This is a genomic window from Amnibacterium sp. (genome assembly GCF_025463795.1).
In the GTDB taxonomy this organism is placed as follows: domain Bacteria; phylum Actinomycetota; class Actinomycetes; order Actinomycetales; family Microbacteriaceae; genus Amnibacterium.
The window spans coordinates 1-13,850 of the sequence record NZ_JAODBE010000082.1 but is presented as its reverse complement, the minus strand read 5'-3'; the positions used below and the strand labels follow the sequence as shown (position 1 = coordinate 13,850).

13 protein-coding genes are annotated in these 13,850 nt (G+C 71.4%); 7 read left to right on the top strand and 6 right to left on the bottom strand.

Features of this window, described 5'->3' with window-relative positions:
* Both JWQ92_RS08035 and JWQ92_RS08030 read left to right on the top strand, forming a co-directional pair.
* Positions 1 to 662 (top strand): LuxR C-terminal-related transcriptional regulator (locus JWQ92_RS08035; RefSeq protein ID WP_297343940.1); only part of this gene is annotated, 662 nt, incomplete at its 5' end.
* Between the two features lie 91 nt (positions 663 to 753).
* The gene (locus tag JWQ92_RS08030) at positions 754 to 1,881 is read left to right on the top strand and encodes an NAD(P)/FAD-dependent oxidoreductase (RefSeq protein WP_297343939.1); all 1,128 of its coding nucleotides are present in this window, start codon (positions 754 to 756) and stop codon (positions 1,879 to 1,881) included.
* On the opposite strand, the gene JWQ92_RS08025 is transcribed toward JWQ92_RS08030, so the two are convergent.
* The 6 genes from JWQ92_RS08025 to JWQ92_RS08000 form a co-directional block, all read right to left on the bottom strand.
* A complete protein-coding gene (locus JWQ92_RS08025; RefSeq protein ID WP_297343942.1) occupies positions 1,866 to 3,101 on the bottom strand; it encodes an ABC transporter permease in 1,236 nt (411 codons plus the stop codon). The two genes, JWQ92_RS08030 and JWQ92_RS08025, sit on opposite strands and share 16 nt — an antisense overlap.
* Before the next feature lie 41 nt (positions 3,102 to 3,142).
* On the bottom strand, positions 3,143 to 4,453 hold the full coding sequence (locus tag JWQ92_RS08020) for an ABC transporter permease (protein WP_297343938.1): 1,311 nt from the start codon (positions 4,451 to 4,453) through the stop codon (positions 3,143 to 3,145).
* The gene (locus tag JWQ92_RS08015) at positions 4,450 to 5,967 is read right to left on the bottom strand and encodes an ABC transporter ATP-binding protein (protein ID WP_297343937.1); all 1,518 of its coding nucleotides are present in this window, start codon (positions 5,965 to 5,967) and stop codon (positions 4,450 to 4,452) included. Before JWQ92_RS08015 ends, JWQ92_RS08020 begins: the two co-directional genes overlap by 4 nt.
* Positions 5,968 to 6,045: 78 nt before the next feature.
* Complete coding sequence (locus JWQ92_RS08010) at positions 6,046 to 7,149, bottom strand: BMP family ABC transporter substrate-binding protein (RefSeq protein ID WP_297343936.1); 1,104 nt, start codon at positions 7,147 to 7,149, stop codon at positions 6,046 to 6,048.
* Between the two features lie 185 nt (positions 7,150 to 7,334).
* Complete coding sequence (locus JWQ92_RS08005) at positions 7,335 to 7,748, bottom strand: cytidine deaminase (RefSeq protein ID WP_297343935.1); 414 nt, start codon at positions 7,746 to 7,748, stop codon at positions 7,335 to 7,337.
* Positions 7,745 to 8,896, bottom strand: a complete 1,152-nt coding sequence (locus JWQ92_RS08000) for a mannose-1-phosphate guanylyltransferase (RefSeq protein ID WP_297343934.1) — start codon at positions 8,894 to 8,896, stop codon at positions 7,745 to 7,747. Before JWQ92_RS08000 ends, JWQ92_RS08005 begins: the two co-directional genes overlap by 4 nt.
* Positions 8,897 to 9,046: 150 nt before the next feature.
* On the opposite strand from JWQ92_RS08000, the gene sdhC reads away from it, so the two are divergent.
* From sdhC to JWQ92_RS07975, 5 genes are all read left to right on the top strand, one after another.
* The gene (gene sdhC, locus JWQ92_RS07995) at positions 9,047 to 9,493 is read left to right on the top strand and encodes a succinate dehydrogenase, cytochrome b556 subunit (RefSeq protein ID WP_297343933.1); all 447 of its coding nucleotides are present in this window, start codon (positions 9,047 to 9,049) and stop codon (positions 9,491 to 9,493) included.
* The gene (locus JWQ92_RS07990) at positions 9,493 to 9,942 is read left to right on the top strand and encodes a succinate dehydrogenase hydrophobic membrane anchor subunit (RefSeq protein WP_297343932.1); all 450 of its coding nucleotides are present in this window, start codon (positions 9,493 to 9,495) and stop codon (positions 9,940 to 9,942) included. The genes sdhC and JWQ92_RS07990 overlap by 1 nt, the downstream gene beginning before the upstream one ends.
* Complete coding sequence (sdhA, locus tag JWQ92_RS07985) at positions 9,939 to 11,858, top strand: succinate dehydrogenase flavoprotein subunit (protein WP_297343931.1); 1,920 nt, start codon at positions 9,939 to 9,941, stop codon at positions 11,856 to 11,858. The genes JWQ92_RS07990 and sdhA overlap by 4 nt, the downstream gene beginning before the upstream one ends.
* 74 nt (positions 11,859 to 11,932) lie before the next feature.
* Positions 11,933 to 12,649, top strand: a complete 717-nt coding sequence (locus JWQ92_RS07980) for a succinate dehydrogenase iron-sulfur subunit (RefSeq protein ID WP_297343941.1) — start codon at positions 11,933 to 11,935, stop codon at positions 12,647 to 12,649.
* A gap of 241 nt (positions 12,650 to 12,890) precedes the next feature.
* Positions 12,891 to 13,715: a DUF559 domain-containing protein gene (locus tag JWQ92_RS07975; protein ID WP_297343930.1), complete on the top strand. Its 825-nt coding sequence runs from the start codon at positions 12,891 to 12,893 to the stop codon at positions 13,713 to 13,715.
* Positions 13,716 to 13,850 lie beyond the last annotated feature (135 nt).

Genomic DNA, 13,850 nt, shown 5'->3' with positions numbered 1-13,850 from the left:
CGGCGGCTCTCGCCGGGGTCGCGCGGGCGCTGGCCGCGGCCCCACCCCCGGGGGACCGAGCGGACCTGCTCGACGCCGCCTGCCGGATCCGGCTCGCCGTCGGCGACCTCGACGGCGCGCGCGAGGCGGCGGACGCGCTGGCGGAGCTCGCCCACCGGGTCGGGACGTCCTACGTGCACGCGCAGACCGACCGGGCGCGGGGACGGCTGCTGGTCGCCGAGGGGCGGCCGGGCGAGGCGCTGCCGGTGCTGCGCCGCGCCTGGGTCGCGTGGCGGTCGATGGCCGCGCCCTACGAGGCGGCCCTCACCCGCGTCGTGGTCGCCGCCGCGGCCCGGGCGCTCGACGACGGCGACGCGGCCGGGATGGAGCTCGACGCCGCGCGGCACGTGTTCTCCGACCTCGGCGCCCTCGCCGACATCGAGGACCTCGACGGCGTGGACGGGGGCGCCCTGCCCTCCGCGGTCGCGCCGTTGACCTCGCGCGAGGTGGAGGTGGTGCGCCTGGTGGCGCGAGGCCTCGGCAACCGCGAGATCGCGAACCACCTGTTCATCAGCGAACGAACGGTCGCGCGCCACGTGGGCAACGTGCTCAGCAAGCTGCAGCTGGCGAACCGCGCGGCCGTGACGGCGTTCGCGTACGAGCACGGCGTGATCCCCGACTGAGCATCGCTCGCCACCGCCGTCCGTCCGGATGGTCATTCCTGCCGACGCGGAGCCGGTCCTCCGCTCCCTACCGTCGGGTCCGGAGGTCGTCATGAGCAGAGAGCACGTGGATGTCGCGGTCGTCGGAGCGGGTGCGGCGGGGCTCGTCGTCGCCCGCCGGCTGCAGGAGCGGGGCCTCGACGTCCTCGCTGTGGAGGCGCACGCCCGGCCGGGTGACGGCTGGCGCGAGCGGTACACCTCGCTCCGGCTGTTCAGCCCCCGGTGGGCCTCCAGCCTGCCGGGGTATCCGCTCCCGATCGCGATGCGAGCGTGCCCGTCGGCCGGACGGATGGCGGACTACCTGGACGAGTACGCGACCCGGTTCGCCGTGCCGCTGAGGCTGCGCAGCCGGGTGCTCCGGCTGGCGCACGAGGCGGGTCGCTTCGTGCTCGACCTGGACACACCGGACGGCCCCTCGCGGATGACCGCGGACCGGGTCGTCGTCGCCGCAGGGGCGCACCGGCGACCGGTGCGTCCCCCGTTCGCCTCGCAGGTGCCGGCCTCGGTCCGCCAGCTGCACTCCCTCGAGTACCGCCGTCCCGCCGACCTCGCCGCCGGTCCCGTCCTCGTGGTCGGCGCGGGCAACTCGGGGACCGACATCGCGCTCGAGGCGGCGGCGGCCGGACATCGGACCGTGCTCGCCGGCCGTCACCCGGGGCAGACCCCCGTGCGGATCGACACCGTGCCCGGCTTCCTCGTCGGCGGCGTGATCCTCGGCCTGCTGCGCCATCTCACCGTGGCGACCCCGGTCGGCCGGGCCGCGAAGCGGCGCCAGGCCGGCCACGGGCTGCCGCTCATCCGGAACAAGCTCGCCGACCTCGATGCGGCGGGAGTGGAGCGCGTCGGGCGGATCACCGGCGTCGAGGCCGGCCTGCCGACCGGCGCCGACGGCGTTCCCATCCCGGCCTCGACGATCGTCTGGTGCACGGGATCCCGCGTCGAGCTGTCGTGGATCGACATCGACGGCGCCCTCGACGGCGACGCCGAGCCCCGGCAGACGCGCGGCATCGCCGACGACGTGCCCGGCCTCGGCTTCGTGGGGCTCGACTTCCAGTACTCGGCCGCGTCCTCGACCATCCAGGGCATGGACCGCGATGCACGGTCCGTCGTGCGGCGGCTCCTCGAGCGCCCCGTGGCTCCGGCGGTGCCGGCGCAGCGGGCGGCTCAGCCCTTGAGGTAGGGCCGGCCGGCCGCGGCCGGACCGCGCACCCGCCCGACGAGACCGGCCACGGCGAAGATCGTCACCACGTAGGGCAGCGTGAGCAGCACGTCCGACGGCACGGGGCTGCCGAGGATCCCGAGGGTGTTCTGCAGGCTGCTCGCGAAGCCGAACAGCAGCCCGGCGAGCGAGGCGCGCAGCGGGTCCCAGCCGCCGAAGATGACGGCGGCGAGCGCGATGTAGCCCGCGCCTGACGTCATGTTCTGGCTGAACGCGCCCACCGAGCCGAGCGTGAAGTAGGCGCCGCCGATGCCGACGATCGCGCCGGCGAGCGCGACGTTCCAGAAGCGGGTGCGCCCCACGTCGATGCCGACGGTGTCGGCCGCCTGCGGGTGCTCGCCCACGGCCCGGACCCGGAGGCCCCATCGGGTTCGGTAGAGGCCGACGAACACGGCGACCACCGCGACGTACATGAGGTACGTGATCACGGACTGGTCGAAGAGCACCGGCCCGACGACGGGGATCAGCGAGAGCCCCGGGATGGGCAGGTTCGCGAAGCGCGGCGGCGAGTTGAGGGTGTCGGAGGCGTTCACGAGCACGGTCTCGTAGAAGAACGTCGTGAGGCCGAGGACGAGCACGTTGAGCACGACGCCCACGATCACCTGGTTCACGACGTACTTGATCGAGAACGCGGCGAGCACGAAGGAGACGAGCACGCCGGCGACGAGCGCGCCGATCAGTCCGACGACGAGGTTCTGGGTGATCGACGCCACGACGGCGGACACGCAGGCGCCGGCGAGCAGCTGCCCCTCGATGGCGATGTTCACGACGCCGACGCGTTCCGAGACGACGCCGCCGAGGGCACCGAAGATCAGCGGCGCGGAGAGCGCCAGCGCGCTCTCGAGCAGGCCGGTGACGGGCAGCGTGTGCCCGGCGGTCGCCCACGCGAGGAAGCCGACCACGAGGATCACCGCGAACACGACCGTGTACCAGAGCGGCACGCGCCGGCCGGCCCGGACGAGGAGGCCGGATCCGATCGCCATCAGCACGGCGAGGAGGGAGACGACGATGCCGGTGGTGCGCGCGTGGAGGGGGATCTGGGGCAGCTGGACGGCGCCGCTCCCGCTGGCGCTCAGTGAGAACGTGGAGGTGCCGGCCGGCGCCAGCAGCGCGAGCAGCAGCACGGCGAGGAGCGCGAAGACGCCGAGCGCGATCGGCACCTTCAGCCCCGGCCGCTGCATGGCGACGGCCCCCGTGGTCGCCGGCTCGGCGCGCACCGCGGTCATGCCGCCACCGCCTTCGCGCGCTTGGCCGGCTTGCGGCGCGCGCCCGGCTGCGGCAGCCGGAAGATCGCCCGCACGAGCGGCGGCGCCGCGATGAAGAGCACGATCACCGACTGGACGATCTGCACCGCGTTGATGTCGACGCTCTGCGCCGCCTGCATCGTGTAGCCCCCCGCCTGGAAGACGCCGAAGAGGATCCCCGCCCCGAACACGCCCCAGGGACGCGACCGGCCGAGCAGGGTCACCGTGATCGCGTTGAAGCCGATGCCCGCGTCGATGCCGGAGGTGAAGCCGGTCGTCGTGGTGCCGAGCACCTGGTAGACCCCGGCGAGCCCGACGAGCACGCCGGAGACGACCATCGCGGCGATGATCACCCGGTTCACCTCGATGCCCGCCACCCGGGCCGCGCGGGGGTTCTCGCCCACGGCCCGCATCTTGAAGCCGATCGACGACCGCGACAGCAGCCACGAGCAGAAGAGCGTCGCCCCGATGACGAGGAGGAACCCGACGTTGACCTTGTACTCGGGGGGCAGGATCGGGAAGAACACGGCGCTCGCGTTCTCGGAGGGGCTGATCGGGTTGTTGCTGCCCGGTGCCCGGAGGAACGGGGTCTGCAGGGCGTAGTCGAGCAGGTAGAAGACGATGTAGTTGAGCATGATCGTGACGATCACCTCGTTCGCGCCGGTGCGGGCCTTCAGCACCCCGACGAGGCCGGCGAGCAGGCCGCCGCCGAGCATCCCGAACAGCACCGCGACGAGCATCGTGATCACCGGCGGCCCGTTCCAGGTGAAGCCGACGTACCCGGCGAAGGCCGCGCCCATCAGCACCTGGCCCTGGCCGCCGATGTTGAAGACGCCGGAGCGGAAGCCGACCGCGATGCCGAGCCCCGCGGCGATGAGCGGCGTCGCGAAGCCGATCGCATGGCCGAGCGACTGCAGGCCCTGGAAGAAGGTCGGCGTCGTGTAGTCGTAGACGCCGCCCTGGAACAGCGCGGCGTACGCGCCCGCGACGGCGTTCCACGCCGCCCCGAGGGTGTCGGACGGGCGGGCGAAGAAGTAGACCGCGGCGGTCTGGGTGCCGGCGTCGGTGACGGCGATGAGCACGGCGCCGACGACGAGCGCGAGAAGCACGGCGAGCACGGTGATGAGGGCGCTGCCGTCCCGGATGCGCACGAGGGCGGTCCCGAACCGGTTCTCCGGGGGCTTCGGCAGGCCCGCCCGCTCCTCCGGCGGGATCTGGTCCAGATCGATGCCGGCATCGACGACGCCTGTCTCGCCGACGGGGACCGGGGCCGCCGTGCCGTCGCTCATGCCGCCATCCTCGTGCCTTCCGGTACCTCGCCGGCCATCATCAGGCCGAGCACGTCGCGGGACGTGTCGCCCGGCACGATCCCGACGATCCGCCCCCGGTACATGACGGCGATGCGGTCGGCGAGCGCGACGACCTCGTCGAGCTCGGTGGAGATCACGACGACCGGCACCCCCGCGTCGCGCGTCGCGACGACGCGCTCGTGCACGAACTCGATGGACCCGACGTCGAGGCCGCGGGTCGGCTGGGCGGCGACGAACAGGCGCAGGTCGCGCGAGAGCTCGCGGGCGAGCACGACCTTCTGCTGGTTGCCGCCGGACAGGCGGCCGACCGCGGTCTCGATGCTCTGCGCACGGACGTCGAACTCCCGCACCTTCTCGCTCGCGAACGTCGCGAGCGCCCTCCGCTGGAGGCCGGCGCCCTTCACGAAGGGGGCGCCGTCGGAGCGGTCGAGCATGAGGTTCTCGGCGATCGAGAACTCGGCGACGAGCGCGTCCTCCTGGCGGTCCTCGGGCACGAATCCGACCCCTGCGTGGAGCACCCGGCGGGTCGGCAGCCCGGTGAGCGGCCGCCCGTCGAGCTCGATGCGGCCGGTGACGTGCTCCTGGAGACCGAGGATCGCCTCCGTCAGCTCGGTCTGCCCGTTGCCCTGCACGCCGGCGATCGCCAGGATCTCGCCCCGCCGCACGCTGAACCCGACGTCGTCGACGACGGTGTGGCCGCGGGCGTCGAGCACGGTGAGGCCCTCGACGACGAGGCCGGTGTCGCCGCCGGCCGAAGGCGTGCGGTCGACGGTGAGCTCGACCGACCGGCCGACCATGAGGGAGGCGAGCTCGCTGTTCGAGGCCGTCGGCTCGGCCTCGCCGACGACCTTGCCGAGGCGGATGACGGTGATGCGGTCCGCGACCTCGCGCACCTCGCGGAGCTTGTGGGTGATGAAGACGATGGCGGTGCCCGACTCCTTCAACTGCCGCATGATCGCCATCAGCTCGTCGGTCTCCTGAGGCGTGAGCACGGCGGTCGGCTCGTCGAAGACGAGCACCTGCGCGTCGCGCGAGAGGGCCTTGATGATCTCGACCCGCTGCTGCACGCCGACGGGCAGGTCCTCGACCAGGGCGTCGGGATCGATGTCGAAGCCGAACCGCGCGGAGATCTCGCGCACACGGGCGCGCGCGGCCGGCAGGTCGAGGAAGCCGAGGCGGGCCTGCTCGTGGCCGAGCATCAGGTTCTCCGCGACGGTGAAGACGGGGACGAGCATGAAGTGCTGGTGGACCATGCCGATGCCGGCGCGCATCGCGTCGCCCGGGCCGGTGAAGTGCTGCTCCTCGCCGTCGAGGAGCACCCGGCCCTCGTCGGCCTGGTACAGGCCGTACAGGATGTTCATCAGCGTCGACTTGCCGGCGCCGTTCTCGCCGAGGAGGCCGTGGATCTCCCCCGGCCGCAGGTCGAGGTCGATGCGGTCGTTCGCGGTGAGGGCGCCGAAGCGCTTGGTGATGCCGTGCAGCTCGAGGCGCATGGGCGGCTCCTTCCGTCAGCGCCGGCGGATGCCGGACGGGTCACCAGGGCCCGTCCGGCATCCGCGGCGCGGAGGGTGCTACTTCTTCAGCGAGGAGGGCGAGTCGACCTTGATCGACCCGTCCAGGATGCCCGCCTTGACGGCGTCCAGGTCGCTCTGCAGGCTCGACGGCACCTTCGAGGCGAAGTCGTGGAAGGGCGAGAGGCCCACGCCGCCGTTCTTCAGGTCACCGATGTAGGTGGTGTTGTCGAAGGTCTTCGACTTCGCCGCCTGCTCGACGACCTGCATCGCCGCGACGTCCACCTTCTTCAGGATGGAGGTGAGGATCAGCGACTTGTACTTCGGGTCCGTCAGGAACAGGTCCGCGTCGACGCCCTCGAGCACCGCGGAGCTCTTCGAACCGGTGATCGCGGCCGCGGCGCCCTGGTAGAGGGAACCGGCGACGGGGATGATCACGTCGGCCTTCTGGTCGAGGAAGCCCTGCGTGAGCTGCTTCGCCTTGTTCTGGTCGGTGAAGCCGCCGACGAAGCTGCCGTTCTGGCTGGCCTCGTCCCAGCCCAGCAGCTTGACGTTCTTCTTCTTCTGCTGGTTGTAGTACTTCACGCCGTCGGCGATGCCGTCCATGTAGATCGTGACGGTCGGGTACTTGGCCCCGCCCCACGTCGCGACGACGCCGTTCTTCGAGTACGCGGCGGCCGCGTAGCCGCCGAGGAACGCCGCCTCGTCGGTCTCGAAGACGATGTCCTTCACGTTCGACTGCTTGAGGCTGTTGTCGTCGATCATCGCGTAGTTGATCTTCGGGTTGGCCGTTGCGGAGGCGCCGAGCGCCTTCGGGAACTGGAAGCCGGCGGCCACGATGATGTTGCACTTCTGGGCGACGAGGCTGGAGAACGCCGGGGTGTAGTCGCTGGAGCTCTGCGACTGGATCTTCTTGGGGGTCTTGGTGCCGAGGGCCTTCGCGGCCTCCTGCACACCCTGCAGCGAGAGCTGGTTGAAGGAGTGGTCGTTGAAGCCACCGACGTCGCCGACCACGCAGGGCAGGTAGTTCGCGGTCGCGGACGTCGAGCTGGACGCGCCGCCGGAGCTGCTGCTCTTGGGCGCTGCGCCGCATCCGGCGAGCATCGCGACGACGCCGACGGCCGTCATCCCGCTGAGCAGGATCTTCTTCGGAGTAAGGGGCATGAGTTCCTCGGTGCTGTGATCGACAGGGAGTCAGGACGGATGCGGCCCGGGTCGCGGGCCCCCGTATGCGTGACGGGCACAGGCTATCGACCCGCAGCGCTCGCGCCAGGGCCGGTCGGGGTCCGTACGCAGATGGTTACCCAGCCGAAACGGCGGGACCTCGGCACCGGCGTCGCGGACCCTCGTCAGGGCGTCCGTCGCGCCGCGTACTCGTCGAGCTGGCGTGGGCCGAACGCGTCCGGCAGCACCTCGTCGATCGTGCGCACGCCGCTCACCGTGTCGAGCAGCATGCCAGGAGCGGAGTGCTCGTACAGCAGCTGGCGGCACCGTCCGCAGGGCATGAGCACGCCGCCGCTCCCGTCGACGCAGGCGAAGGCGACGAGGCGGCCGCCGCCGCTCATCGCGAGCGCGGACACGAGCCCGCACTCGGCGCAGAGGGTGACGCCGTAGGACGCGTTCTCCACGTTGCAGCCCGCCACGATCCGGCCGTCGTCGACGAGGGCCGCCGCTCCGACCGGGAAGCGGGAGTACGGCACGTACGCGCGGCTCATCGCCTCGGTCGCCGCCGCGTGGAGCGCCCGCCACTCGATCCCGGTCACAGCACGTCCGTGCGGCCGGACAGCTTGAGGGCGTCCACCACCGACTTCACGCGCTGCGCATGCTCGCTCGTCGTGACGAGCAGGGCGTCCTGCGTGTCCACGACCACGATGTTCTCGACGCCGATCAGCGTGATGAGGCGGTCGCTGTCGGTCACCACGATGCCGCTCGACGAGTCGGCGAGCACCCGGGCGTGGGCGCCGAGGATCGCGAGGTCGCTGCCGCGGCCGCCGGACTGCAGCTTCGCGATGGAGGCGAAGTCGCCGACGTCGTCCCAGCTGAAGTCGCCCGGCACGACCGCGAGGCGGCCGGCCGCCGCCGCCGGCTCGGCGACCGAGTAGTCGATGGCGATCTTCTCGAGCCCCGGCCACACCCGGTCGACGACCGCGCCGCGCTCCGGGGTGTCCCACACCTCGGCGAGGCGGCGGAGCCCGTGGACGAGGTCCGGCTTCGTCTTCTCCATCTCCGCCAGCAGCACGTCGGCGCGCGTGATGAACATGGACGCGTTCCAGAGGTAGCCGCCCGACTCGACGTAGCCGCGCGCCGTGTCCAGATCGGGCTTCTCCACGAACCGCTCGACGAGGAGGGCCGTCGGCGCCCCCTCCACCTCGAGGTCGGCGCCGCGCTTGATGTAGCCGAAGCCGATGGCGGGCTCGGTCGGCATGATGCCGATCGTCGCGATGTAGCCGGCGTCCGCCACCGCGACGGCCTCGACGACCGCCTGGCGGAACCGCCGGAGGTCGCCGATCACGTGGTCCGCTGCGAAGGAGCCGATGATGACGCCGGGCTCGCGCTTCTCGAGGATCGCCGCGGCGAGGCCGATCGCCGCCGACGAGTCCTTCGGCTCGCTCTCGAGCACGATGTTGTGGTCCGGGAGGCCCGGCAGCTGCGCCTCGACGGCGGCGCGGTGCGCACGGCCGGTGACGATCATGACCCGGTCCTCGCCCGCGATCGGGCTCAGCCGGTCCCAGGTCTCCTTGAGCAGGGTCTGGCCGGAGCCGGTGAGGTCGTGCAGGAACTTCGGGGCGTCGGCGCGGGACAGCGGCCACAGCCGCGATCCGATCCCACCGGCCGGGATCACCGCGTAGAAGCGGTCCACCGCGTCCGGCTCGGTCCCGCGGCCCGCCCAGCGCATCGTGCTGTCCGTCATGCGCGTCACTGTATCCAGCGCGCCCGCCGAACCCCCGATTCCTCGGGGGTCGCCGGGGGTCTCCTGCGCCCCCGCGCGGGGACGGGACGTCGAATCCACGGACGTAGGATCGATCCGGCTTGACGGGAAATCGAGGAGGCGTTTCAGCGCATGGTGTCGACGAGGCCCGCGCCCGAGCTGCCCCCGACCCGCACCTCACCACGGCTGTCGCTGCCGAAGGCGCCGGCCGGCACGGTGTACCGCGGGCACGAGGGCATGTGGTCGTGGGTGCTGCACCGGATCACCGGGGTGGGGATCTTCTTCTTCCTGCTGGTCCACATCATGGACACCGCCCTGGTCCGCGTGTCCCCGCAGGTCTACGACGGGGTGATCGCCACCTACAAGAACCCGATCATGGGGCTCGGCGAGATGGCGCTCGTCGCCGCGATCGTCTTCCACGCCTTCAACGGGCTGCGGATCATCCTCATCGACTTCTGGAGCTTCGGCACCAAGCACCAGCGGGCCATGTTCTGGACGGTGATCGTGCTCTGGGTCGTCGTCATGGCCGGGTTCGTGCCGCGCCAGCTGATCACGATCATCGAGGAGTTCCCCCGCTGATGGCCACCACGATCGACGCACCGCGCAGCGCGCCGGTGCATCCGAACCGCCGCTTCAACATCGAGAAGTGGGGCTGGATCTACATGCGCGTCTCCGGCGTCGTGCTGGTCGTGCTGATCTTCGGTCACCTCTTCATCAACCTCGTCGCGGGCGACGGCGTGCGGCAGATCGACTTCGCCTTCATCGCCGGCAAGTACGCCACGCCGTTCTGGCAGATCTGGGACGTGCTCATGCTGTGGCTTGCGCTCATCCACGGCAGCAACGGGATGCGCACCATCACGAACGACTACGTGGTGCACCCGACCGCGAACCGGCTGACGAAGTACGCGCTCGTCGCGGCCACCGCGGTGCTGATCGTGCTCGGCACGCTCGTCGTCTTCACGTTCGACCCGTGCCCCGCCAACGGCCTGGCCGCCAACCTCCCCGACTTCTGCAAGGCGGTCCGATGACTTCCGAGAACCCCCTCAAGCGTGCGGCGAACGCCCTGCGCGGGAACGACCGCTCGACGAACCCGGGAGGTTCTGAGCGCGACCCGGAGGACGTGCTGTCGTGGACGGACGAGGGTCCGGACGAACGCGAGATCGACGGGGTCAAGTACCACCGGCACGACGTCCTCATCGTCGGCGCGGGCGGGGCCGGCATGCGCGCGGCGATAGAGGCGGGCCCGAAGGCGCGCACCGCCGTGATCACGAAGCTCTACCCGACCCGGTCGCACACGGGAGCGGCGCAGGGCGGCATGGCCGCCGCGCTCGCGAACGTGGAGGAGGACAGCTGGGAGTGGCACACCTTCGACACGGTGAAGGGCGGCGACTACCTGGTGGACCAGGACGCTGCCGAGATCCTCGCGAAGGAGGCCATCGACGCGGTCATCGACCTCGAGAACATGGGTCTGCCGTTCAACCGCACGCCCGAGGGCAAGATCGACCAGCGCCGGTTCGGCGGCCACACGGCGGAGCACGGCAAGGCCCCGGTGCGCCGGGCGTGCTACGCGGCCGACCGCACCGGCCACATGATCCTGCAGACCCTGTACCAGAACTGCGTCAAGCACGGCATCGAGTTCTACAACGAGTACTACGCGCTCGACCTCGCCATGACGACCGTCGTCGAGAACGGCCGGCAGGTGCAGCGACCCTCCGGGATCGTCGCCTACGAGCTCGCGACCGGCGACATCCACGTCTTCCAGGCCAAGTCGATCGTCTTCGCCACCGGCGGCTTCGGGAAGATCTACAAGACCACCTCGAACGCGCACACGCTCACCGGCGACGGTGTCGGGATCATCTGGCGCAAGGGTCTGCCGCTCGAGGACATGGAGTTCTTCCAGTTCCATCCGACGGGCCTCGCGAAGCTCGGCATCCTGCTCACCGAGGGTGCCCGAGGAGAGGGCGCGATCCTGCGCAACGCGTCCGGGGAGCGGTTCATGGAGCGCTACGCGCCCACCATCAAGGACCTCGCGCCCCGCGACATCGTCTCCCGCTGCATGGTGCAGGAGGTCGCGGAGGGTCGCGGCGCCGGCCCGCTGAAGGACTACGTGCTGCTCGACTGCACCCACCTCGGCGCTGAGGTGCTCGAGACGAAGCTGCCCGACATCACGGAGTTCGCGCGCACCTACCTCGGCGTCGACCCCGTCACCGAACCGGTGCCCGTCATGCCGACCGCCCATTACGCGATGGGGGGCATCCCGACGAACGTGAACGCCGAGGTCCTCTCCAGCAACGACACCGTCGTCCCCGGCCTCTACGCGGCCGGCGAGTGCGCGTGCGTGTCCGTGCACGGATCCAACCGGCTCGGCACCAACTCGCTCCTCGACATCAACGTGTTCGGCAAGCGGGCCGGCAACAACGCGGTCGAGTACGCGAGGACGGCGTCGTTCGTCCCGCTGCCGAAGGACCCCGCGCAGGCGGTGCGCGACCTCGTCGAGCAGCTGCGCGGCTCCACCGGGGCCGAGCGCGTGGCCGACCTCCGCAAGGAGCTCCAGGACAACATGGACGCCTCCGCCCAGGTGTTCCGCACCGACGCGTCGCTCTCGAAGGTGACGGAGATCATCCACGGGCTGCGCGAGCGGTACCAGCACATCGGCATCCAGGACCGCGGGCGCCGCTTCAACACCGACCTGCTCGAGGCGATCGAGCTCGGCTTCCTGCTGGACCTCGCCGAGGTGGTCGTCTACTCCGCCCGCAACCGCAAGGAGAGCCGCGGCGGCCACATGCGCGACGACTACCCGAAGCGCGACGACGCCGAGTACATGAAGCACACGATGGCCTACCTCACCGGCGATCCGCACTCGGCGGATGCGGCCGACCACATCAAGCTGGACTGGAAGCCCGTGGTGATCACGCGCTACCAGCCGATGGAGCGGAAGTACTAGCCGTGACCCTGACCGTTGCCGACACGCGTCTCAACCCCACCGTCAAGCACCGCCCCGCGGCGGGCTTCTCGACGATCACGCTGATCATCCGGCGCTACAACCCCGAGATCGACGCCGAGCCGTACTGGCGCGACTACGACGTCGACGTGCTGCCGACGGACCGCATCCTCGACGCCCTCCACACGATCAAGTGGGAGCAGGACGGGTCGCTCACGTTCCGTCGGTCGTGCGCCCACGGTGTCTGCGGCTCCGACGCGATGCGCATCAACGGCCGCAACCGGCTCGCCTGCAAGACCCTCGTGAAGGACCTCGACCCGTCGAAGCCCATCTACGTGGAGGCGATCAAGGGCCTGCCGCTCGAGAAGGACCTCGTCGTCGACATGGAGCCGTTCTTCGCGGCCTTCCGGCAGGTGCAGCCGTTCCTGCAGTCGTCGACGCCGCCGCCCGCCGGCCGCGAGCGACTGCAGTCCGCCGAGGAGCGGGAGCGGTTCGACGACACGACGAAGTGCATCCTCTGTGCCGCGTGCACCACCTCGTGCCCGGTGTTCTGGACCGACGGCCAGTACTTCGGGCCCGCCGCGATCGTGAACGCGCACCGGTTCATCTTCGACAGCCGCGACGAGGCCGCCGACGTGCGGCTCGACATCCTGAACGACCGCGAGGGCGTGTGGCGCTGCCGCACCACCTTCAACTGCACCGAGGCGTGCCCGCGCGGCATCCAGATCACGAAGGCGATCAGCGAGGTGAAGGCCGCCACGATCCGCGGCCCGCAGCGTGTGAAGGTCGCCTGACCCGCGCGTCCGTCCCCGGTGGAGGGGGATGTCCCGGCTGTAGGCCGACGCGCCGCGTCGCGGCCTGCAGCCGGGACATCCGCCTACGCGCGATACGCGACGGTGGACCGAGGCCCGGTCTGCCGGCCGGAGCGCGGGTCCGTGGGCCGGCGGCTCCTCCCCAGGCCGTCTGACGCCGCTCCCGAGCCGGTCCCGGCCGCACGCCCCCGCACATCGCGCCGAGCCTGTGCACCCTGCCGTCGTGCACTACCGGTTCTGGACGTCCGAGGAGCTCCGCGAGCAAGGCTGGACGAAGCGCACGGTGAGCGCTGCCCTGGCCGACGGCCAGCTCCTCGCCGTGCGGCGGGGCCACTACGCAGCGGCGACGACACCACCCGATCTCGTCAGGGCGATGCGGGTGGGAGGCCCCGCCACGGCCGCCACCGCCGCAGCCGCCTACGGGTTCTGGACGCCCCCGGCCGCTCCGCTCTCGGTCGCTGTGGCGGAGAACACCCCTCGTCTGCGCGACCCGGACGACCCCGGCCGCCTCCTCGAACCGGGCGCCGCGGTCCAGGTGCATCGGCTGTCGACCCTGCCCCGCGGTGCACTGATGACCGGGGTCCTGCCGGTCGTACTCGTGCTCCAGCACCTGCTGCAGACGGTGCCGGCGGCGTTCGCCGTCGCGAGCCTGGACTCGGCACTGCGCCTGCGACGCATCCGCCGCGACGATCTCACCGTGCTCGCCGCCCGGCTGCCCGCCCACCTGCGCCCGCTGATGTCCGCCGTCGACGTCCGCTGCGAGTCCGGCATCGAGTCGGTCGCCCGGTACCTGCTGCAGTCGCTCGGGCTCCGCGTCGAGCCGCAGGTGGCCATCGACGGGGTCGGCCGCGTCGACCTCCTCGTCGAAGGCCGGCTCATCGTCGAGCTGGACGGCCGGGAGTATCACGCCGCACAGTTCGCCAGGGACCGCGCACGGGACGCCGCCGCCGCGTGGCAGGGCTACCGGACGCTGCGGTTCACCTGGGCACAGGTGCTCACGGACTGGCCGTCGGTGCAGGCCGCGGTACTGGCCGCCCTCGCCTACTGACCGCGCCGTCCCGGCCCTAGGCCGATGTTCGGGACGTAGGCCGACACGCCGGGTACGGGCCTACGCCCGGCACATTCCCCTACACGCGGGACGCGGCGGCGGCTCGCGCCGCGGCGGCCGACGGGGCGGCGACGG